General features: G+C 67.6%; 19 protein-coding genes. 16 read left to right on the forward strand and 3 right to left on the reverse strand.

Features of this window, described 5'->3' with window-relative positions; translation table 11 throughout:
- Positions 1-477: 477 nt before the first annotated feature.
- The 3 genes from FWJ24_RS04490 to FWJ24_RS04500 all read left to right on the forward strand — a co-directional run bounded on the left by FWJ24_RS04490 (position 478) and on the right by FWJ24_RS04500 (position 3,923).
- The gene (locus FWJ24_RS04490) at positions 478-2,064 is read left to right on the forward strand and encodes a methyl-accepting chemotaxis protein (RefSeq protein ID WP_281291941.1); all 1,587 of its coding nucleotides are present in this window, start codon (positions 478-480) and stop codon (positions 2,062-2,064) included.
- A 51-nt stretch (positions 2,065-2,115) separates the two neighbouring features.
- A complete protein-coding gene (locus FWJ24_RS04495) occupies positions 2,116-2,952 on the forward strand; it encodes a CE1 family esterase (protein WP_166443586.1) in 837 nt (278 codons plus the stop codon).
- A gap of 107 nt (positions 2,953-3,059) precedes the next feature.
- On the forward strand, positions 3,060-3,923 hold the full coding sequence (locus tag FWJ24_RS04500; protein WP_150286546.1) for an SGNH/GDSL hydrolase family protein: 864 nt from the start codon (positions 3,060-3,062) through the stop codon (positions 3,921-3,923).
- Positions 3,924-3,929: 6 nt separating this feature from the next.
- Here FWJ24_RS04500 and FWJ24_RS04505 read toward each other — a convergent pair whose 3' ends face one another.
- The 3 genes from FWJ24_RS04505 to FWJ24_RS04515 all read right to left on the reverse strand — a co-directional run bounded on the left by FWJ24_RS04505 (position 3,930) and on the right by FWJ24_RS04515 (position 7,116).
- Complete coding sequence (locus FWJ24_RS04505; protein ID WP_150286547.1) at positions 3,930-5,009, reverse strand: Vgb family protein; 1,080 nt, start codon at positions 5,007-5,009, stop codon at positions 3,930-3,932.
- A 13-nt stretch (positions 5,010-5,022) separates the two neighbouring features.
- Positions 5,023-6,207: an OpgC family protein gene (locus FWJ24_RS04510; RefSeq protein ID WP_150286548.1), complete on the reverse strand. Its 1,185-nt coding sequence runs from the start codon at positions 6,205-6,207 to the stop codon at positions 5,023-5,025.
- 135 nt (positions 6,208-6,342) lie between these two features.
- Positions 6,343-7,116, reverse strand: coding sequence for a DUF2189 domain-containing protein (locus FWJ24_RS04515; RefSeq protein WP_150286549.1), 774 nt, complete (start codon positions 7,114-7,116; stop codon positions 6,343-6,345).
- 123 nt (positions 7,117-7,239) lie between these two features.
- On the opposite strand from FWJ24_RS04515, the gene FWJ24_RS04520 reads away from it, so the two are divergent.
- From FWJ24_RS04520 to FWJ24_RS04580, 13 genes are all read left to right on the forward strand, one after another.
- Positions 7,240-8,151, forward strand: a complete 912-nt coding sequence (locus tag FWJ24_RS04520) for a LysR family transcriptional regulator (protein WP_150286550.1) — start codon at positions 7,240-7,242, stop codon at positions 8,149-8,151.
- Positions 8,152-8,307: 156 nt separating this feature from the next.
- Positions 8,308-9,144: a DUF1932 domain-containing protein gene (locus FWJ24_RS04525; protein WP_166443587.1), complete on the forward strand. Its 837-nt coding sequence runs from the start codon at positions 8,308-8,310 to the stop codon at positions 9,142-9,144.
- Entirely contained in the window at positions 9,141-10,151 is a 1,011-nt protein-coding gene (locus FWJ24_RS04530; RefSeq protein ID WP_150286552.1) for a Bug family tripartite tricarboxylate transporter substrate binding protein, read from the forward strand. Before FWJ24_RS04525 ends, FWJ24_RS04530 begins: the two co-directional genes overlap by 4 nt.
- A gap of 1 nt (position 10,152) precedes the next feature.
- A complete protein-coding gene (locus FWJ24_RS04535) occupies positions 10,153-11,247 on the forward strand; it encodes a 4-oxalomesaconate tautomerase (protein ID WP_150286553.1) in 1,095 nt (364 codons plus the stop codon).
- A gap of 18 nt (positions 11,248-11,265) precedes the next feature.
- Positions 11,266-11,985, forward strand: a complete 720-nt coding sequence (locus tag FWJ24_RS04540) for a PIG-L deacetylase family protein (protein WP_206110797.1) — start codon at positions 11,266-11,268, stop codon at positions 11,983-11,985.
- Positions 11,982-12,686, forward strand: coding sequence for a 4-carboxy-4-hydroxy-2-oxoadipate aldolase/oxaloacetate decarboxylase (locus FWJ24_RS04545; RefSeq protein WP_150286555.1), 705 nt, complete (start codon positions 11,982-11,984; stop codon positions 12,684-12,686). The genes FWJ24_RS04540 and FWJ24_RS04545 overlap by 4 nt, the downstream gene beginning before the upstream one ends.
- Before the next feature lie 81 nt (positions 12,687-12,767).
- Positions 12,768-13,934 (forward strand): ABC transporter substrate-binding protein, encoded by a 1,167-nt coding sequence (locus FWJ24_RS04550; RefSeq protein WP_150286556.1) that lies wholly within the window; start codon positions 12,768-12,770, stop codon positions 13,932-13,934.
- Positions 13,935-13,954: 20 nt separating this feature from the next.
- The gene (locus tag FWJ24_RS04555; protein WP_206110781.1) at positions 13,955-14,818 is read left to right on the forward strand and encodes a branched-chain amino acid ABC transporter permease; all 864 of its coding nucleotides are present in this window, start codon (positions 13,955-13,957) and stop codon (positions 14,816-14,818) included.
- Entirely contained in the window at positions 14,815-15,828 is a 1,014-nt protein-coding gene (locus FWJ24_RS04560; protein WP_150286558.1) for a branched-chain amino acid ABC transporter permease, read from the forward strand. The genes FWJ24_RS04555 and FWJ24_RS04560 overlap by 4 nt, the downstream gene beginning before the upstream one ends.
- Positions 15,825-16,577, forward strand: coding sequence for an ABC transporter ATP-binding protein (locus FWJ24_RS04565; RefSeq protein ID WP_150286559.1), 753 nt, complete (start codon positions 15,825-15,827; stop codon positions 16,575-16,577). The genes FWJ24_RS04560 and FWJ24_RS04565 overlap by 4 nt, the downstream gene beginning before the upstream one ends.
- Positions 16,570-17,280 carry an ABC transporter ATP-binding protein gene (locus FWJ24_RS04570; RefSeq protein ID WP_150286560.1) on the forward strand — a complete coding sequence of 237 codons (711 nt, stop codon included), beginning with the start codon at positions 16,570-16,572 and terminating at the stop codon, positions 17,278-17,280. The genes FWJ24_RS04565 and FWJ24_RS04570 overlap by 8 nt, the downstream gene beginning before the upstream one ends.
- Positions 17,281-17,300: 20 nt before the next feature.
- Entirely contained in the window at positions 17,301-18,404 is a 1,104-nt protein-coding gene (locus FWJ24_RS04575; RefSeq protein WP_150286561.1) for a 5-methyltetrahydropteroyltriglutamate--homocysteine S-methyltransferase, read from the forward strand.
- 41 nt (positions 18,405-18,445) lie between these two features.
- Positions 18,446-19,405, forward strand: a complete 960-nt coding sequence (locus tag FWJ24_RS04580) for a catechol 2,3-dioxygenase (protein WP_150286562.1) — start codon at positions 18,446-18,448, stop codon at positions 19,403-19,405.

Consider the following 19,405-nt stretch of genomic DNA (forward strand, 5'->3'; position numbering starts at 1 on the left):
ATGCCGGGCGTGACGCGCGGGAGCTTCCGGATCTTCCGATCTGCCCCGCGCTTTCTTCAGCTGATTGGCTAGGATGCGCTCTGAAGGTAAGATTCCTGACAACAAGATCGCGCCAAGGTTGTGATACTTGGTATTCAATTTCCTGTTTCTTGGATGTTCACTGCTGCAAGCGCTCTTTAGCTGATATTAACCTATCTGCACCAGATACTTCCCGTGGAGGGTGCAGGAATCAGGATTTTTGTGTCGCGCGGATCGATTTTAAACCATGCCTCGGCATGTGTTGCATATTATCGCATTGCTGATTTGTAGTTTATATCACAGGAATCTGCAATTACAGCCAAAAATTGTTGTGGGGACCTAGAATGGGGGGGGATTCGATCTATGTTGCACAGGTTGTCTGTAGCCAGAAGCTTCTTTGCTGTCTCATTCCTTGCGATCTCTATGTTGCTGGCAGCGATCACGCTCGGGTTGCTGCATATGCGACAGGCCTTGCTGGATCAGAAGCGGGCAGAGATTCGTCACACGGTTGAGGCGGGGATGTCGATCATGAAATCCGCCTATGAGGCCGCCCGGGCTTCGGGGGTCGATGAGGCGGAAGCTGCGAAGCGGGCTGCGAATATCCTGCGCGACTCCCGTTTCGACGGAGGGAACTATTTCTCCAGCTATGATCTTTCTGGGGTGTCGATCATGCACCCGATCCGAAAAGATTTTGAGGGAACAAGCAAACTTGATCTCAAAGACAAGAACGGGGTGATGATAATCCAGGATTTCATAAAGGTTGTTAAATCAAACGGGGGTGGATTCACAGAACACCATTGGAAGAAGCCCGGTAACGATTTTGAGTCTTTAAAAATTGCCTACAATGCGCTTGTTCCCGGGACAAATGTATTTGTCGGCGCAGGGTTGCACGTTGATGATGTCGATGCCCAATTGTGGCAGAACGCTCGTGATGTCGCCTATCAGATCGTGCCGGCCATCCTGCTTTTCATGGCGATTTCATATACTCTTCGCACCAATATATCGAGGGTGCTCGGGAGGTTGACCGCGAGCGTCGAGGGTGTCGCGGCTGGCCGTCTCGACACTGCAGTGGAAGGCGTCAATCGCGGGGATGAGATCGGCACGATCGCCCGTGCGCTGCTGGTCTTCCGCGACGCGCTCGCCGCCAAGGTCGCGGCGGACGAGGCCGCAAAGGCCGGCCTCGCGCGCGAGGCCGAGCGCCAGAAGCAGATCGAGGCGGCGATCGCCCGGTTCGAGGATATGGCTGAGAGGGTGGTGCTGACGATCTCCTCGACATCGAGCGAGCTCGAAGCCTCGGCCAACGAACTCGCCGGTTCGGCGCAGAACACCACGATCGAGGCCTCCACCGTTGCTTCTGCCGCGACGCAGGCTTCCACGACCTTCCACGGCCTCGCGGCCGCGGGCGAGGAGCTTTCCGGCACCGCGCGCGAGATCGCACGGCTTCTCGAGGATTCCACCCGCGCCTCGGCCGGTGCGGTGGCGAGCGTGAAGGGCACCGAGGCGAGCGCGCAGGCGCTGGTCAATGCCGCGACGCAGATCGGCACCGTGGTGGGGCTCATCAACGGCATTGCCGAGCAGACCAATCTGCTCGCGCTTAACGCCACCATCGAGGCGGCGCGCGCTGGCGAAGCCGGCAAGGGCTTCGCTGTGGTCGCGAGCGAGGTGAAGGTGCTCGCCGGCCAGACGACCAAGGCCACGGCCGAGATCGCGGAGATGATCGCGGCGATCCGGCGCGCCACCGACGAAACCGTGGCGGCGATCGGCGAGATCGGCGGCTCGATTGACCTCATCGACCGTGCGGCGCGGGAGATTTCCGGGTCGGTCGGCGAGCAGGAGCGTGCCACCAACGAGATCGCGACCAATGTCCAGCAGGCCGTCGCCGGCACCGAGGAAGTCTCGCGTTCGATCACGCAGGTCTCCACCACCGCGCAGAACACGGCCGCCGCGGCGAGCCAGGTCCATGGCGCGGCGAGCGATCTTTCCCGGCAGGCCGAGATGCTGCGCCAGGAGGTCCAGAGCTTCCTCACGGCCGTCCGCGCGGCGTAAGCACGGGAACGTGACCTGACTTTGCCCGACCGGCGGGGCATGGTTCCAGCCATGCTCCGCGTCGTTCTGCTCCGTGCGCTGGCCGCGCTGCTGGCCATTCTCGCCACGGCGCCGCTGCGCGCGGCGGAAGCGACGCCCTGCGGGCCGGAGGGGCGCTGCACGATCGACGGGGGCGAATACCGCATCCTGCTTCCGCCCGGCTGGGACGGCGCTGCGCCATTGCCGGTGCTTCTGCATTTCCATGGCTATCGCGAGAATGCCGCCGAGATCGTGGCGCGGGAGGATCTTCGCGCGTTCACGGCGCGGCGGGGGGTGCTGCTCGTGGTGCCGGAGGGGCTCGGCGGCACCTGGTCGCATCCCGGTTCGCCGGCGCAGGCGCGGGACGAGTTGGCGTTTGTCGACCGAATCCGGGCCGATCTCGCACGGCGCCTTCCCGTCGATCCCCGGCGCGTCCTCGTGTCCGGCTTCAGCCAGGGGGCGGCGATGGTCTGGAACCTTGCCTGCCATCGCGGCCACGATGACGCCGCCTTCCTCGCCATTGCCGGCACGTTCTGGCTGCCGCAGCCCGGACGCTGCCCGGCGGGTGCGCAGCGCCTGGTCCAGATCCATGGCGTGGCGGACCGGGTCGTGCCGCTGGAGGGCCGCGCGATCCGCGGCCGTTTCCATCAGGGCGATGTGTTCCGCGCCATGGCGATGATGCGGGATGCCAATCGCTGCGGGCCGGAGACAAGCCGGACCAGGCGGGCCGGGGCGCTGGTCTGCGACATCATGACCGGATGCGCCTCCGGGCGGGATCTCGCGCTCTGCCTCCATCCCGGCGGCCATGATTTCGACGCCGCCTGGCTCGATTTCGCGTGGAATCTCATCAACCGTGATGAAGGGCGCTGATCCGCCGGGGCTCGCCTCGTGCCGCCGGCTGTGGTAGTTCCGGTCCATGGGATGCAGGCTGAGTATGCTGTCTTGCGCAGGCCCGGCCGAGGGGGTTCGACAGAAGCATGGATTTCGCTAGGCCGCAGAAACGGGCGTATCCGCCGGCCCGGAGCGCTGGCCCGACGCGCGCGGGCGCGCTCGCCCTTGCGGCCGTCCTGCTGGCTTGGCTTCCCGCTGCGGCGTTCGAGCGGCGTTGCGCGCGTGCGCAGGGGCTCGCCGGCGACGAGAAGGCGATCCCCGCGCTTTCCGAGAAGATCGAGAACGGCCTGCCGATCCGCATTGTTGCGCTCGGCTCTTCCTCGACCGAGGGCACGCCGGACCTGCCGAAGGAAGCGGTGTTCCCCGCCGTGCTCGCGCGGGAACTTGCGCGTCAGGTGCTCGCGCCGGTGGAACTCGTCAACAAGGGCCGCGGCGGCGAGACCATCCCGCGCATGGTCGCGCGGCTCGAGCGCGACGTCATCAGCCTGAAGCCCGATCTTCTGGTCTGGCAGCTCGGCGCGAATGACGTGCTCCAGATGGACGGGGTGCAGAATTCGGTGGAGCTGATGCGCGCCACGCTCGGCCGGCTGCATGCGTTGCGGATTCCGGTCGTGCTCGTCGATCTCCAGATGGCGCCGGTCTTCGAGCGCGACCGCGACACGCCGGTGATGCAGGAGGCGATCCGCGAGGCGGGCAAGCGCGAGGGCGTGATGCATTTCCACCGCCAGGCGATCATGAAGCGGCTGGTGGATCTCCGCGAGGCGACGGAGCAAGATCTTGTGCAGCAGGACGGGCTGCACATGACCACGCTCGGGCATTTCTGTACGGGCGCGCTGCTTGCCCGGCAGATCGCGCGCGCCGGCATGCTGAAGCGAAGCGAGGGAACCGCCGCGCCTCCTCTTGCCTCTCCGCTTCCCCTTACCTCGGCGCACGCCAGCGGCCGCGACTGAACGGCGTTATTGCCCGATCGCGCCGGCGTCGGGGAAAAGCCGCAACCGGTCCCCGCCCATATCGGCGACCAGTACTGCATCGCCGAGATCGAGCATGGCCTTGATGTTGCCGCCGGGGCCGAGTTCGCCCACTTCGTCGAAACGGTCGAGATCCGGGCGATAGCGCACCAGAGCGCGGCGGCCGGCATCGGCGATCAGCACGGAACCGTCCGCGCGCACGGCGAGCGCCTGCGGACGGCTCTCTGCCCAGGGCAGGCGGGCGATCGTCCAGGTGCCGCGCCCGTTGATGCGGGCGATGGTCTGCGTTTTCATGAACGCGACCCAGATCTCGCCGCGCGGGCCGATCGCAACGCCCCGCGCGCCCGATTGGCCGGGCGGCAGGGCGGCGGAACTGAACCGCGCGCGGCTGGGATCGATCAGGATCATGCGACCGGATTTCCAGGCGATGAAGCAGACCGGGCCGCCCGGCGCGCTGGCGCCGAGGGCGAGGCCCTGGAGATCGTCATGCGAGGTTACGTCCGTCACGCCGGTGGCGAGATCGTGGCTGCCGAGCCAGCCCGAGGCGCCGACGAACCAGACGCGGCCATTCGCGTCGACACGCAGGCCGGCGAGATCGAGGAAGGGCAGCTCGGGCGGCATGGCGATGCGGCTCGCCTCGCCGGTTTCCGGGTTCAGGCGGTGGATGACATTGAGCCCGCGATCGCTGGCGAGGATCGACCTGTCCGGCGCTTCGGCGATCGCATAGGGCCGCGCGCCGGTGCCGAGCGGAAAATACCGCACCTCGCCCGTCGCGCGGTCGAGACGGCCGAGCGCGCCGAGCGCCGAGGCCGGAAACCAGATCGCACCATCGGAGGCGGCGGCGAGATCCGTCGGCTGGCTCGCCGTCGTCAGGGCGATGTCGCGCGGCGGCGCGAAGCTGTGCGGGCGGGGCGCGAGTTCGGCCGGCACTTCCGTGTGTGGTGCGGCGGGCAGGGACCCGGCCAAGGCTCCCGCCTTACCGCGCTTCGGCGCCTCGGCGGCGCCGGCAAGGCCGGCCGCGAATGCGAGGGCCAGAAGGGAGGCGGAAAGGCCGAGCCGGGGCATCATGGGTGGAAGAATCTCATGCGGCCCGGTCGCCAGCAAGGGGGATGGCCGGTTGCGGGCGGGCGGCCAGCGCGGCATTGGTGACGCGCCGCCATTCGAGCAGCGCGCCCAGCGCGATCAGGGCCGCGATGCCGCCGGCATTGACGAGCCCGATCGCGAGCGGCGCGAAGCCGTGCAGCGTGGCGATGATGCCGCCGATGACCGAGAGCACGATCGACAGCGCGAAGACCTCCAGCGAATGCCGGCCGGCGGCGCCGATCTGCCGGGCGAGGGGCGATGCCAGCCAGCGCGCGCCGGCATCGACGAGGCGGGTGGCAAGCCAGAACTTCGCCAGCGCGTCGATCAGCCGCAGCGGGTGGAGATCGGTCTTGGTGATGGTCGCGAGCGAGGCCGGGTTGACGACGATGACGTTCTCGAGCCCCGGCAATTGCCGCCAGGGCGCGACGACGAGGATCGCCACGATCGAGAACAGCGCGGCCGCCAGCGTCACAAGCCCTTGCGTGCGCGCGCTCACCGTCAGGCGCGGCCCGCCCGGCGCGCGCAGGGCCTGCCCGATCGTGAAGCCGATCACGAACAGGATCTGCCATGCGAAGGGATTGAAGAACCATTCCCGCGCCGTGCGGCTGTTCGGCAGGTTGAACGGCGCCGCATGCACCGCGACATAGAGCGCCGCGCTCAGCAGCAGCGGCAGCGCCCAATGCCGGCGCGCGAGCAGGAACAAGGCCGGCAGCGCCGCGAGTAGCACGATGTAAAGCGGAAGGATGTCGAGATAGCCGGGCAGGAAGGTCAGCCGCAGCACATCGACGATGAAGCCCGCCGGCGCCTGGAGGAAGACGTCGAAGCCGATCGCCTCCATGTAGCTTGTGTCGTTGTAGCGCTCCTGCGCGATGACGCAGATGCCGGCAAGGACCAGGAACAGCATCAGATGCGTGATGTAGAGCGTCCAGATCCGCGAGAGCACGGCGAAGCTGCCGGCGCCGAAGGCGTCCCGGTCGAAATAGCGGCCATAGGCGAGCGCCGCCGAGATCCCGGCCAGCAGGACGAACACCTCGGCCGAATCGGAAAAGCCCCAGGAGCGCTGGGTCGCGAGGCTCCAGGGATTGCCGGAAATGTGATTGACGAAGATCATCAGCAGCGCGAGACCGCGGAAGAAATCGATCCGCGGATCCCGACCGAACGTGCTGACCGCCGAAGGCGCCATTGCGAACCCCCACCCTGTCCTGACACGAGCCGTGGGCCCAAACCGCCCGTGACGAAGCCTAGCCGCACAAACCCCCAGCAGGATTTCCGCTAGGTTAAGATCGCGACAGAATTACGGTCGGACCCGCGGTTCCGATCACATCGGCGTGACGATGCGGCGGTAGAGATGCCAGGTCGTGTGCCCCAGCACCGGCAGGGTGACGAGCAGGCCGAGGAAGGCCGGCAGGGCGGAGAGGATCATCAGCAGCACGATGATCGCCGCCCAGCCGATCATCGGTCCGGGGCTCGCCGCCACCGCGCGCACGGAGGTGATCATCGCGGTGACGAAATCCACCTCGCGATCGAGCAGCAGCGGGAAGGACACCACCGTCAGCGTGAACAGAATGAGCGACAGCGCCGCCCCGACAAGATTGCCGACCGCAAGGAATACCAGCCCCTCGCTTGTCGTCAGCACATGGACGAAGAAGTCGCGGAAGGTCGCGAAGGAGGCGTTGATGCCGAGGAACAGCGCCATCAGCAGCCGCACCTGATACATCCAGATGATGAAGATGAAGAGCGTGACGAAGGCCATCCAGCCGATTTCGGACCGGCCGCGCATCGCCCGCCACAGCATGCCGGGGGAGATGTCCTCGCCCGCCTCCCGCCGGCGGCTCACCTCGTAGAGGCCGACCGCGACGAAGGGGCCGATCAGCGCGAAGCCGGCCGCGAGCGGATAGGCGAGATAGCTCATGCCGAGCGCCGCGATCGAGGCGATGATCGCGATGCCGCCGAGCGCGTAGAGCAGCCCGAAGGCGAGGCCATAGGCCGGATTTGCCTGGAAATCGCGCAGGCCGAGCGCGAGCGCCTCGGCGATGTCCTTCGCGGTGATCGGCCGGACGATCGGATCGACCCGGCCCGACAGCGTGCTCATGCAGCTCCTCCCGCTCTTGCGCCGGCGTTTTTTCGCGGATCCGGCCGGTGCTGGCCTTTGCCGCATGATCTGCGGCAGGATGGCGGGAATCAAGATCCCGTTCGGGGCTTCGGGGAGGAGCGCATGCGTATCGACGTGCTCGGATTGCAGGCCTTTCTCAGCATCGCCGAGCGCGGCAGCTTCCACGCCGCCGCGGCGCATCTCAACCTGTCGCAGACCGCACTCAGCCACCGCATCCGCAAGCTGGAGGAGGGGCTCGGCGTGCGGCTTCTCGCCCGGACGACGCGGCAGGTGGCGCTGACGCCGGCGGGTGTGGAATTGCTGCCGAAGGCCCGGCGGCTTCTCGATGAACTCGGCGATGCCTTCGAGGAGCTGCGGCTTCAGGCGCGGCGCTCCGACGAGCGGATCGCGATCGGCTGCCTGCCGACCGTGGCACTCAAATGCCTGCCGCGCGTGCTGGCGCGGTTCCAGACCCTCTATCCAGGCACCAGCGTGCGGTTGTTCGACAATCCGGCTTCCGAGATCGCCGACCGTGTCCAGAACGGCCAGGCGGCGTTCGGGATCACGATCGTCGCGGCCAATCGCTGGGATCTCGATCTCGCGCCGCTGGTGCGGGAGCCGCTGGTTCTGGTCTGCCGCCGCGATCAGCCGCCGGCGCAGCGGCCGGCGTTGACCTGGAACGATCTCGACGGGCTGCCGCTGGTGCGCATCAGCACCGAGACCGGCAACCGCGTGCTGGTGGATGACGTGCTCGGCGAACGCCGGGACCGGCTGATCTGGCGCTACGAGGTCCAGCGCGCGACCACCGCCGTCAGTCTCGTCCGGGCCGGGATCGCCTATGCCGTGGTGCCGCAGCTTGCCTTCGATCTTGTCGGTGACGGGCATTTGCGGGCGGTGCCGCTGGTCGAGCCGGTGGTCTACCGCACGCTCGGCGTCATCACCCGCAAGGGATTCCCGCTGGACCCTGCGGCGGAGGCCCTTCTCGGTCTGATCGGCGAGACCCTGCGCGACACCTTTCCGGACAAGGTTGCCTGAAGCGCGTGTGTCGCCCCAGGCGGCGTTTGCCGGGGCTGGGCAAGATGACGGTCAATTCATGAATCATAATCAGCAATAGCTGTATTCATTTCATTTGATACGAGACCATGCATGGCGGAAACTCCCTCCAGACAATGTCGGGGGATATGTCCGGGCATGGCCGGCTTGAACACGGAGCACATCGCCTTCATCGGCTTCGGCGAGGTCGGGCAGACCTTTGCGGCCGGGTTGCTTTGCCGGGAGGGGGTTCGCGTCACGGCCTTCGACATCCTGGGCGGGGGGTCGGCCGGGGCGCGGCTCCGGGCGCGGGCCGCCGATCTCGGCGTGACGCTTGCCGAAACGGCGGCGGGCGCGGCCGAGGGGGCGGCTTTCGTGATTTCGGCGGTGACGGCTTCCGAGGCCGAGGCGGTGGCTGGCGCGGCGGGACATTATCTCCGCCCCGGCCAGGTCTTTCTCGATGTCAATTCCGCCGCGCCTTCGACCAAGCGGCGCGCGGCACGGCAGGTCGAGGCGGCCGGCGCGGATTATGTCGAGGGCGCGGTGATGGCACCGGTGCTCAAGCCCGGCCTCGCGGTGCCGATCCTGGCCGGCGGGCCGCGGGCGGCCGAGACCGCCGCGCGGCTCAACGCGCTGGGGATGAACCTCACCCCCGTTGCCACCGAGCATGGCCGCGCCTCGGCGATGAAGCTCTGCCGCTCGATCATGATCAAGGGGATCGAGGCGCTGATGGTCGATTGCGCCGCCGCCTGCGAGGGCTGGGATGTGACGGAGCCGGTCTTTGCGAGCCTCGCCGAGACTTTCCCCGCGATCGACTGGCCGGCGCTGGCCGAAAACATGCGCGAGCGCGTCGCGACGCATGGCGTTCGCCGCGCTGCCGAGATGCGCGAGGCCGGCGAGATGCTGGCCGCGCTCGGCATGAACCCCGCCCTGGTTCTCGCCGTGGCGGAGGCGCAGGCGCGGGGCGCCCGCCCCAGGCAGGAGGATGCCGCATGAGCAGAGCCGACATGATCTCCGCCGCCGGCCGCGCCGTCAGCCGCCGCGCGGTTCTCGCCGGGCTCATGGCCGCACCCTTCGTGCATCGGGCGGGTGCGCAGGCGGGCTGGCCCGCGCAGGTCATCAAGTTCGTCGTGCCGTTCACGCCCGGCGGCAGCACGGATATCCTTGCGCGCGTGCTGGCGCAGAAGCTCGAACCCGTGCTCCGGCAATCGATCATCGTCGAGAACCGGCCGGGTGCCGGCGGATCCGTGGCCGCGACGGCGGTGGCGCGGGCCGAGCCCGACGGGCATACCTTCATGATGGGACATATCGGCACCCTGGCCTTCAACCCCTCGCTCTACCCGAACCTGCCCTATGATCCGGTCGCGGATTTCGCGCCGGTCGCGCTGGTCGCCACGGTGCCGAACATCCTCGCGGTGCATCCGGCGCTGCCGGTGCGGAGCTTCGCGGAATTCGTCGCGCATGCGAAGGCCAATCCCGGCAAGCTCAATTACGGCTCGGGCGGAGTCGGCAGCGCGGCGCATGTCGCCGGCGCCTATCTCGGCTTCGCCGCCGGTTATGATGCGGTGCATCTGCCCTATCGCGGCACCGGGCCGATGGTGAACGATCTCGTTGCCGGGGTGATCCAGTTCACGCTGACCGGCGGGCCGGCCGTGCTGCCGCTCGCGGCGAGCGGGCAATTGCGCACGCTCGCGGTGTCCAGCCGGGCGCGGGTGCCCTTCGCGCCGTACCTGCCGACCGTGGCGGAAAGCGGGATCGCGAATTTCGAGGCCGTGCAATGGTATGGGCTCGTCGCGCCGGCGAAGGTTCCGGCGGCGGTCGTCGCCCGCATGAATGCCGAGATCAACGCATTGATGGATTCGCCGGAGGTGACGCGCAACCTCCAGAACGACGGCGCGCTCGCGGTGAAGACGACGCCGGAGGCGTTCGGCGCCCATATCCGCGCCGAGATCGGGGTCTGGCGCGAGGTGATCCGCCGCGCCGGCATCAAGGCGGGAGCCTGAGATGCGCCAGCGGGGCCTGCGCTGCATGCTGATCCGCGGCGGAACCTCGAAGGGGGCCTATTTCCTCGCCGAGGATCTGCCGCGCGATCCCGTCGCGCGCGATGCGCTGCTGCTTGCGCTGATGGGCTCGCCCGATCCGCGCCAGGTCGATGGGCTCGGCGGCGCGCATCCGCTGACGAGCAAGGTCGCGATCGTCTCGCGCTCGACGGCGCCCGGATGCGATGTCGATTTCCTGTTCGCACAGGTGGGAATCGACAAACCGCTGGTCGATACGACGCCGAATTGCGGCAATATCCTTGCCGGAGTCGCCCCCTTCGCGATCGAGCGCGGGCTGGTGGCGGTGGCCGGGGCGACGACCAATGTCCGTGTGCGCACGCTCAATACCGGCACCATCGCCGATCTGCGCGTCGAGACGCCCGACGGGGCGGTGAACTACGAGGGCACGGCGCGGATCGACGGCGCGCCCGGCACGGCGGCGCCGATCACCGTGACCTTCCTCGACACCGAGGGGTCGGTCTGCGGGGCCTTGCTGCCGACAGGCAATACAGTCGATCAGATCGAGGGGATCGCATGCACGCTGATCGACAACGGCATGCCGGTGATCGTGATGCGGGCCGCCGATCTCGGCCGCACCGGCTATGAATCGCGCGAGCAGCTCGATGCGGATGCCGATCTCAAGGCGCGGATCGAAGCCATCCGGCGCGCGGCCGGGCCGCGCATGAATCTCGGCGACGTTTCCGGCAAGGTCGTGCCGAAGATCGCGCTCGTCGCGCCGCCGCGCGCCGGCGGGACGCTGGCGACGCGGAGCTTCATTCCGCATGAATGCCATGCCTCGATCGGCGTGTTCGCGGCCGTTTCGGTGGCGACGGCCGCCGCGTTGCCGGGCTCGCCCGCCCATGGCGTGGCGGCGATGCCCGGGGGCCGGGCGCGGCGCGTCAGCGTCGAGCATCCGACCGGGGAATTCACGGTCGACCTGACAATCGGCGGCGATGTGTCCCGGCCGGTCGTCGAGCGGGCGGGGCTGCTGCGCACGGCGCGGGTTCTGTTCGACGGCATCGCCTATGCCCCGGAGAGTCGCCTGATGGCGGCGGAGTGACGGAAGAAGACGATGGCAATGAACGCAAAGACGGGTCTGGTGATCACGGCGCATCCGGGCGATTTCGTCTGGCGCGCGGGCGGGGCGATCGCGCTCCATGCCGCGGCCGGCATGCGGGTGAAGATCCTGTGCCTCTCCTTCGGCGAGCGCGGCGAGAGCCAGTTCGCCTGGAAGCAGGCCGGCACGCGCATTGAGGAGGTCAAGGCCCAGCGCCGCGCCGAGGCGGAGGCGGCGGCGGCGATCCTCGGCGCGGAGATCGAGTTTATGGATGCGGGCGATTATCCGCTGCGCACCACCGAACCGATGCTCGAACGCGCGGTGGACATCTTTCACGAGCTGAACCCGGCCTTCGTGCTGACGCACAGCCTTGAGGATCCCTACAATCTCGATCACCCGGAAGCGACGCGCTTCGCGCACGCGGCGCGGATCATCGCCCAGGCCGCCGGCCACAAGCCGGACCCGAACCGCGCCTATGCCGCGCCGCCGGTCTTCCTGTTCGAGCCGCACCAGCCCGAGCAGTGCAATTTCAAGCCCGATGTCATCCTGAACATCGATCCGGTCTGGGAGAAGAAGCGCCGCGCCTTCGAGGTGCTCGCCGCGCAGAAGCATCTATGGGAATATTACACGCGGGTGGCGCTCAACCGCGGCGTGCAGGGCGGCCGCAATTCCGGCAAGGGCATGACCTATGGCGAGGCGTATCAGCGCCTCTTCCCCGAGGCGCTGGAGAGGCTCGCATGAAGCCGGTCGTCATTCGCGAGATCCCGCGCGCCGCGCCCGGCGACATCGATGTGCTGGCGCGGCTCGGCGTCTCGACCAGCCATGAGGCGATGGGTCGGACCGGGCTGATGAAACCCTATCTGCGGCCGATCTATCCCGGCGCGGCGATTGCCGGCAGCGCGGTGACGGTGCTCGCTCAGCCCGGCGACAACTGGATGATCCATGTCGCGATCGAGCAGATCCGCCCCGGCGACGTGCTGGTCGTCGCCTGCACCGCCGACAATACCGACGGGATGTTCGGCGATCTGCTCGCGACCTCGCTCCAGGCGCGGGGCGGGCGCGGGCTCGTCATCGATGCCGGCGTGCGCGATGTGCGGGTGCTGACCGAGATGGCGTTTCCGGTCTGGTCGCGCGCGATCTCGGCCAAGGGCACGGTGAAGGCGACGCTCGGCTCGGTCAATGTTCCGGTCGTCTGCGCGGGGGCGCTGGTGAATCCGGGCGATGTGATCGTGGCGGATGACGATGGCGTGGCGGTGGTGCCCTGCCGCCAGGCCGCGGCGATCGCCGCGAAGGGCGCGGCGCGCGAAGCGGGCGAGGCGGAGAAGCGCCGCCGGCTTGCCAGCGGCGAACTGGGGCTCGATATGTATTCCATGCGCGAGGGATTGGCGAAAGCGGGTCTCGTCTATCTCGACACTCTCGCGGATCTCGAACGGGAAGGGTAATCCGACCCGACATCAAGGAACGCGAATCACCGGCGCGGGCAAACAACGAACCGGCGAGAAAAAACATTCAGGGAGGCTAGCATGAAGAAGCGGACTTTTCTCGGCCTGGGCGGCGCGGCACTGGCCGCGATGCTCGCGATCGGCGGCGCGCAGGCGCAGGATGCCATCAAGATCGGCCTGATCCTGCCGATGACGGGGCCCTTCGCCTCCACCGGCAAGCAGATCTCGGCGGCGGTCAATCTCTATCTCCAGGAGAAGGGTGCCACGGTTGCAGGCCGGAAGATCGAGGTCATCCTCAAGGACGATACCGGCGTTGCGGATGTCACCAAGCGCCTCGCGCAGGAGCTGATCGTCAACGACAAGGTGACCGCCATCGCCGGCTTCGGACTCACGCCGCTCGCGCTCGCCACCGCGCCGCTCGCGACGCAGGGCAAGACGCCGATGGTCGTGATGTCGGCCGCGACAGGCATCATCCCCGATACCTCGCCCTATATCGTGCGCACGAGCCAGGTCGTGGCGCAGATCGTGGTGCCTTTCGCGGAATGGGCGGCGAAGAACAACATCAAGAACGTGATGACGCTGGTTTCGAATTACGGACCGGGCATCGATGTCGAGAAATTCTTCTCGGAAGCGTTCTTCGCGGCCGGCGGCAAGGCCGAGAACATGCGCGTGCCGCTCCAGAACCCGGATTTCTCGCCCTTCCTCCAGCGGGTGGCGGATGCGAAGCCCGAGGCGCTGCTCGTGTTCGTGCCGTCCGGCGTCGGCGCCCAGTTCATGAAGCAGTTCGTCGAGCGCGGGCTCGACAAGAGCGGCATCCGGCTGATCGCAACCGGCGATCTCACCGATGACGACATCCTCAACGGCATGGGCGATGTCGCGCTCGGCGTCGTGACTGCGCATCATTATTCCGCCGCGCATGACAGCCCGGAGAACAAGGCGTTCGTCGCCGCGTTCAGGAAGGCCAATAATGGTCTGCGTCCCAATTTCATGGCCGTGAGCGGCTATGACGGCATGCACGCGCTGGTCGAGGGCCTGAAGAAGACCAACGGCCAGGGCGGCGAGGCGCTCGTCAACGCGATGAAGGGGCTGAGCTGGACGAGCCCGCGCGGGCCGATCTCGATCGATCCGGAGACGCGCGACATCGTCCAGAACGTCTATATCCGCAAGGTCGAGCGCGTCGGCGGCGAACTCTACAATGTCGAGTTCGCGACGATCCCCAACGTCAAGAACCCGGCGCGCGGCAAGTAAGCGCCGCCCGGACGAGGCCGATGAAACTGCTGACCCTTCTTGTCGACGGCATTGCCTACGGCATGGTGCTGTTCGTCCTCGCGAGCGGGCTTTCCGTGACGCTGGGGCTGATGAATGTCATCAACCTCGCGCACGGGGCCTTCGCGATGGCGGGCGGCTATGCCGCCGTGGTTCTGATGCAGAAGGCCGGGCTTCCCTTCATCTGGACGCTGCCGGCTGCCTTCGTCCTCACCGCGCTCGCCGGGGCGGTGCTGGAGCGGCTGCTCTATCGGCCGATCTATGCGAAGAGCCATCTCGATCAGGTGATGTTCTCGATCGGCCTCGTCTTCATGGCCGTGGCGGGGATCGATTACCTGATGGGCTCGACGCAGCAATTCATCCAGCTCCCCGGCTGGCTCCAGGGCCGGTTCGACATCGCCGGGGTCGCGGTGGGGCGCTATCGGCTGTTCGTCATCGTGCTGTGCGGCCTGCTTGCATTCGGCCTGCAATGGGGCTTCACGCGGACGCGGTTCGGCAGCCGGCTGCGCGCGGCGGTGGATGATGCGCGGGTCGCGCGCGGGCTCGGCATCCCGGTCCATGCGCTCTTCGCCTTCACCTTCGCGCTCGGCTCGGGCCTCGCCGGGCTCGGCGGCGTGCTGGGGGTGGAACTGCTCGGTCTCGATCCATCCTTCCCGCTGAAATTCATGATCTATTTCCTGGTCGTGGTCACGGTGGGCGGGACATCGACCATCACCGGTCCCTTCCTGGCGGCGATGCTGCTCGGCATTGCCGATGTCGCGGGCAAGTATTTCATCCCGCAGGTCGGCGCCTTCATCATCTATGCGCTGATGGTCGTCCTGCTGCTCCTCCGGCCGGACGGGCTCTTCGCGCGGCAGCGGACATGAGGGGGCCGATGCTCAACGACCGTATCCGCGCGCGGCTCGCCGCGAGCCGGCGCTGGCACCCGGCCGAATTCGTGCTCTGGGGGCTGGCGCTGGCGGCGGTGTTCCTGTTGCCGCGCCAGCTCCTCATCCTCAACGAGATCGCGATCCTCGCGCTGTTCGCGATCTCGCTCGACCTGATCCTCGGCTATGCCGGGCTGGTCTCGCTCGGCCATGCCGCCTTTCTCGGGGTTGGCGCCTATGCGGCGGGGCTGCTCGCGATCCATGTCACGGCGGATCCGCTCGCCGGACTCGCCTTCGGCACGCTGGCCGCGGCGCTGGCGGGGCTCGTCACCTGCCCGCTCGTCCTCAAGGGCAACGATCTCACGCGGCTGATGGTGACGCTCGGAATCTCGATGCTGCTGCTCGAACTCGCCAATTCCTTCGGCTCCATCACCGGCGGCGCGGACGGGCTCCAGGGCATCACCATGGCGCCGCTGCTCGGCCTGTTCGAATTCGACCTGATGGGGCGGACCGCCTATCTCTATTCGCTCGCCGTGCTGTTCCTGCTGTTCCTGCTCGCGCGGCGGATCGTCCATTCGCCCTTCGGGCTCTCGCTGCGCGCGATCCGCGACAATCCGCTGCGTGCGGCGGCGGCCGGCGTGCCGGCGACGCGGCGGCTGACGGCCGTCTACACGCTTGCGGCCGCCTATGCCGGCGCGGCCGGCGCGCTGCTCGCCCAGACGACGCAGTTCGTCTCGCTCGACGTGCTCGCCTTCCACCGCTCGGCGGATTTGATGCTGGTGCTGATCATCGGCGGGGCGGGCTATCTCTATGGCGGGATCATCGGCGCGCTGGCCTTCAAGATCCTTCAGGATGCGATCGCGACCGTCACGCCGCAATACTGGCAGTTCTGGATCGGGCTCCTGCTGGTGCTGTTCGTGCTCGGCGGGCGCGAGATCCTGCATGGCGGGGTGATGGCGCTGGTGCGGCGCGGCGCTGCCCTGTTCTCCCGGCGGAGGAAGGCGCCATGAATGCGGTTCTCGAAACGCGCGGGCTTGTCAAACGGTTCGGCGGCATCACCGCCACCGATGACGTGAGCTTCATGCTCCAGCGCGGGGCGCGGCATGCGCTGATCGGCCCCAACGGCGCCGGCAAGACGACGCTCGTCAACCTGCTGACCGGCGTGCTGGCACCGACCTCGGGCGCGGTGATGCTCAAGGGCGAGGACATCACGCGGCTGCCGCGCGCGGCGCGCGTGCGGCGGGGGCTGACGCGCACCTTCCAGATCAGCCAGCTCTGCGCCTCGATGACGGTGCTCGAAATGATCGCGATGGTGATCGCCGAGCGGCTGGGGCGCGGCGCCGATGCGCTGCGCGCGCTCGATTCCGATTCGCGCCTCATCGAGGGCGTGGCGGAAATCGTGACGCAGTTCCGCCTGGTCGATATCCTCGACGAGCGGATCGACCGGCTGGCCTATGGCAAGCGCCGCCAGATCGAGATCGCGGCCGCGTTCGCGACGCGGCCCGAAGTGCTGCTGCTCGACGAGCCTGCCGCCGGTGTGCCGGAGGCGGAGCGGCGGGAATTGCTCGACAGCATCGCCGCGCTGCCGGCCGATGTCTCGGTGCTGCTGATCGAGCACGACATGGACATCGTCTTCCGCTTCGCGACGCGGATCACGGTGCTCGTCAACGGCCGGGTGCTCGCCGAGGGCGATCCGCCGGCGATCGCCGCCGATTCCCGTGTCCGGGAAGCCTATCTCGGGGAGGCCGCGCATGGCTGAATTGCTGCGGATCGAGGCGCTGAGCGCCGGCTACGGGCAGGCCGTCGTCGTCTCCGGCATCGGGTTCGCGCTCGCGGCCGGGCAATCGCTGGCGCTGCTCGGCCGCAACGGCGTCGGCAAGACGACGCTGATCAACACGATCATCGGCGTCACCCGCCGCCACGAGGGGCGCGTCGTGCTCGCGGGGGAGGATATCTCGACCCTGCCGCCGGAGCGGCGGGCGCATCTCGGCATCGGCTGGGTCCCGCAGGAGCGCAACATCTTCCGCTCGCTGAGCGTGACCGAGAACCTCACCGCCGTCGCGCGGCCGGGGCGCTGGGATCCGGAGCGCGTCTTCGCGCTGTTCCCGCGGCTGCGCGAAAGGCGGAACAATCTCGGCAACCAGCTCTCGGGCGGCGAGCAGCAGATGCTGGCGATCGGCCGGGCGCTGGTGCTCAATCCGAAGCTCCTGCTCCTCGACGAGCCGACCGAGGGGCTCGCGCCGATCATCGTCGAGGAATTGCTCGCGGCGCTGAAACGGCTCTTCCGCGAGGAGGGGCTTTCGGCCATCGTGATCGAGCAGCATGCGCGCAAGATTCTCGACCTGACCGACGAGGCGGTGATCCTCGAACGCGGCCGGATCGTCCATGCCGCGCCGAGCGCGCGCCTGCTCGCCGAGCCCGCGCAGCTCGAACGTTATCTGGGGCTCAACGCCGCCGCCTGAGAGGATTTGAGGAGAAGACCATGACAGCCAGAGCCATTCCGCCTTTCCGTGCCGATCAGGTCGGCAGCCTGCTGCGCTCGGCCGCCGTGAAGGAAGCGCGCGAGAAACACGCCGCCGGGACGATCGGCGCCGCCGAACTCGCCGCGATCGAGGACCGCGAGATCGCCGCCCTGGTGCGGAAGCAGGAGGAGGTCGGGCTCCAGGCGGTGACCGACGGCGAATACCGCCGCGCCTTCTGGCATTTCGACTTCCTCGAAAACCTCGCCGGCGTGCAGGGCTACGAGGCCGAGGGCATCGCCTTCAAGGGCGTCGTCACCAAGGGACACGGCGTGCGGGTGACGGGCAAGATCGACTTCCCCGCCGACCACCCGCATCTCGCGCATTTCAAATACCTGAAATCGGTGACCTCCAAGGTCGCGAAGATGACGATCCCCTCGCCGTCGATGCTGCATTACCGCGGCGGGCGGAAGGCGGTCGACCCCTCGGCCTATCTCCATATGGAGGATTACTACGCCGATCTCGGTCAGGCCTATGCCAAGGCTGTTCGGGCCTTCTACGATGCCGGCTGCCGCTATCTCCAGCTCGACGATACCTCGCTGTCGTATTTCTGCGATCCCGAGCAGCGCAAGATGCTGGCCGAGCGCGGTGACGACCCCGAGAAGCTGATCTTCATCTATCGTGACATCATCAACGCCGCCACCGCCGCCAAGCCGGCGGACATGGTGATCACCACCCATACCTGCCGCGGCAATTTCAAATCGACCTTCATCGCCAGCGGCGGCTACGAGCCCGTGGCGGATCTGGTGTTCAACCAGATCAATGTCGACGGCTATTTCATGGAATGGGACGACGACCGCTCCGGCGGGTTCGAGCCGCTGCGCTTCCTGCCCAAGGGCAAGCAGGTGGTTCTGGGGCTCGTCACGTCGAAATTCGGCTCGGTCGAGAGCAAGGACAACCTCAAGCGCCGCATCGAGGAGGCCGCCAAATTCGCCCCGCTCGACCAGCTCTGCCTCTCGCCGCAATGTGGCTTCGCCTCGACCGAGGAAGGCAATGTGCTGGCGGAGGACGAGCAATGGGCGAAGCTCGCGCGCATCGTCGAGGTCGCCCGGGAGGTCTGGGGCTGACGGCGCGCGGGGCCCGGCGACAGCCCAACGAGGAGGTGACCATGACCGAGGAACCCTGCCATGATATCGCCCATCTCGGCCATGTCGAACTCCTGACCGACAGGCCGGAGGCGAGTCTCGATTTCTTCGTCCGCATCCTCGGCCTCACCGAGAGCGGTCGCGAGGGGGATTCGGTCTATCTCCGGGCTTTCGACGATTACGAGTTCCACACGCTGAAGCTCACCGCCGCGAAGACGGCCGGCGTCGCGCATATCGGCTACCGCGCCGCCAGCGAGGCCGCCCTGATGCGCCGCGTCCGGGTGATCGAGGCGATGGGCTGCGGCATCGGCTGGAGCGAGGGCGATCGCGGCCATGGCCGCGCCTATCGCTTCCGCGACCCCGATGACCATGTGTTCGAGATCTATTTCGAGACCGAGAAATACGTCGCCCCGCCGGAGGAACGCCCGGCGTTGAAGAACCAGGCGCAGCGCAACCACGGACGGGGCTGCGCCGTGCGTCGGCTCGACCATCTCAACCTGCTCGCGCAGGATGTCGGCGCGATCCACGATTTCCTGCCGCGCGCGCTCGGCAGCCGCGTCACAGAGATGATCCGGCTCGACAATGGTGGGCTCGGAGGGTGCTGGTTCACGGTCAACAACAAGACCTATGATATCGCCTATACCCGCGACCATACCAGCGCGCGCGGACGCTTCCACCATGTCACCTATGCCGTCGACCAGCGCGAGCAGGTGCTCCAGGCGGCGGATGTCTTCCTCGAAAACGGGGTGGCGATCGAGACCGGGCCGCACAAGCACGCGATCCAGCAGACCTTCTTCCTCTATGTCTACGAGCCGGCCGGCAACCGCGTCGAGGTCGCCAATCCCGGCGCGCGGCTGATCCTCGACCCGGATTGGCAGCCCGTGGTCTGGACCGAGGCCGAGCGGAAGAAGGGCCAGGCCTGGGGGCTCAAGACCATCGAGAGCTTCCACACCCACGGCACGCCGCCGGTGCCCGGCGCCTGA

The sequence above is a fragment of the Rhabdaerophilum calidifontis genome, from assembly GCF_008641065.1.
GTDB classification, from domain to species: domain Bacteria; phylum Pseudomonadota; class Alphaproteobacteria; order Rhizobiales; family Beijerinckiaceae; genus Rhabdaerophilum; species Rhabdaerophilum calidifontis.

What these genes read in the sequence shown, in the direction of transcription:
- FWJ24_RS04490 (WP_281291941.1), top strand. Translation starts at nt 478, where the DNA reads ATGCGACAGGCCTTGCTGGATCAGAAGCGGGCAGAGATTCGTCACACG.
- FWJ24_RS04495 (WP_166443586.1), top strand. Translation starts at nt 2,116, where the DNA reads ATGCTCCGCGTCGTTCTGCTCCGTGCGCTGGCCGCGCTGCTGGCCATT.
- FWJ24_RS04500 (WP_150286546.1), top strand. Translation starts at nt 3,060, where the DNA reads ATGGATTTCGCTAGGCCGCAGAAACGGGCGTATCCGCCGGCCCGGAGC.
- FWJ24_RS04505 (WP_150286547.1), bottom strand. Translation starts at nt 5,009, where the DNA reads ATGATGCCCCGGCTCGGCCTTTCCGCCTCCCTTCTGGCCCTCGCATTC.
- FWJ24_RS04510 (WP_150286548.1), bottom strand. Translation starts at nt 6,207, where the DNA reads ATGGCGCCTTCGGCGGTCAGCACGTTCGGTCGGGATCCGCGGATCGAT.
- FWJ24_RS04515 (WP_150286549.1), bottom strand. Translation starts at nt 7,116, where the DNA reads ATGAGCACGCTGTCGGGCCGGGTCGATCCGATCGTCCGGCCGATCACC.
- FWJ24_RS04520 (WP_150286550.1), top strand. Translation starts at nt 7,240, where the DNA reads ATGCGTATCGACGTGCTCGGATTGCAGGCCTTTCTCAGCATCGCCGAG.
- FWJ24_RS04525 (WP_166443587.1), top strand. Translation starts at nt 8,308, where the DNA reads ATGGCCGGCTTGAACACGGAGCACATCGCCTTCATCGGCTTCGGCGAG.
- FWJ24_RS04530 (WP_150286552.1), top strand. Translation starts at nt 9,141, where the DNA reads ATGAGCAGAGCCGACATGATCTCCGCCGCCGGCCGCGCCGTCAGCCGC.
- FWJ24_RS04535 (WP_150286553.1), top strand. Translation starts at nt 10,153, where the DNA reads ATGCGCCAGCGGGGCCTGCGCTGCATGCTGATCCGCGGCGGAACCTCG.
- FWJ24_RS04540 (WP_206110797.1), top strand. Translation starts at nt 11,266, where the DNA reads ATGAACGCAAAGACGGGTCTGGTGATCACGGCGCATCCGGGCGATTTC.
- FWJ24_RS04545 (WP_150286555.1), top strand. Translation starts at nt 11,982, where the DNA reads ATGAAGCCGGTCGTCATTCGCGAGATCCCGCGCGCCGCGCCCGGCGAC.
- FWJ24_RS04550 (WP_150286556.1), top strand. Translation starts at nt 12,768, where the DNA reads ATGAAGAAGCGGACTTTTCTCGGCCTGGGCGGCGCGGCACTGGCCGCG.
- FWJ24_RS04555 (WP_206110781.1), top strand. Translation starts at nt 13,955, where the DNA reads ATGAAACTGCTGACCCTTCTTGTCGACGGCATTGCCTACGGCATGGTG.
- FWJ24_RS04560 (WP_150286558.1), top strand. Translation starts at nt 14,815, where the DNA reads ATGAGGGGGCCGATGCTCAACGACCGTATCCGCGCGCGGCTCGCCGCG.
- FWJ24_RS04565 (WP_150286559.1), top strand. Translation starts at nt 15,825, where the DNA reads ATGAATGCGGTTCTCGAAACGCGCGGGCTTGTCAAACGGTTCGGCGGC.
- FWJ24_RS04570 (WP_150286560.1), top strand. Translation starts at nt 16,570, where the DNA reads ATGGCTGAATTGCTGCGGATCGAGGCGCTGAGCGCCGGCTACGGGCAG.
- FWJ24_RS04575 (WP_150286561.1), top strand. Translation starts at nt 17,301, where the DNA reads ATGACAGCCAGAGCCATTCCGCCTTTCCGTGCCGATCAGGTCGGCAGC.
- FWJ24_RS04580 (WP_150286562.1), top strand. Translation starts at nt 18,446, where the DNA reads ATGACCGAGGAACCCTGCCATGATATCGCCCATCTCGGCCATGTCGAA.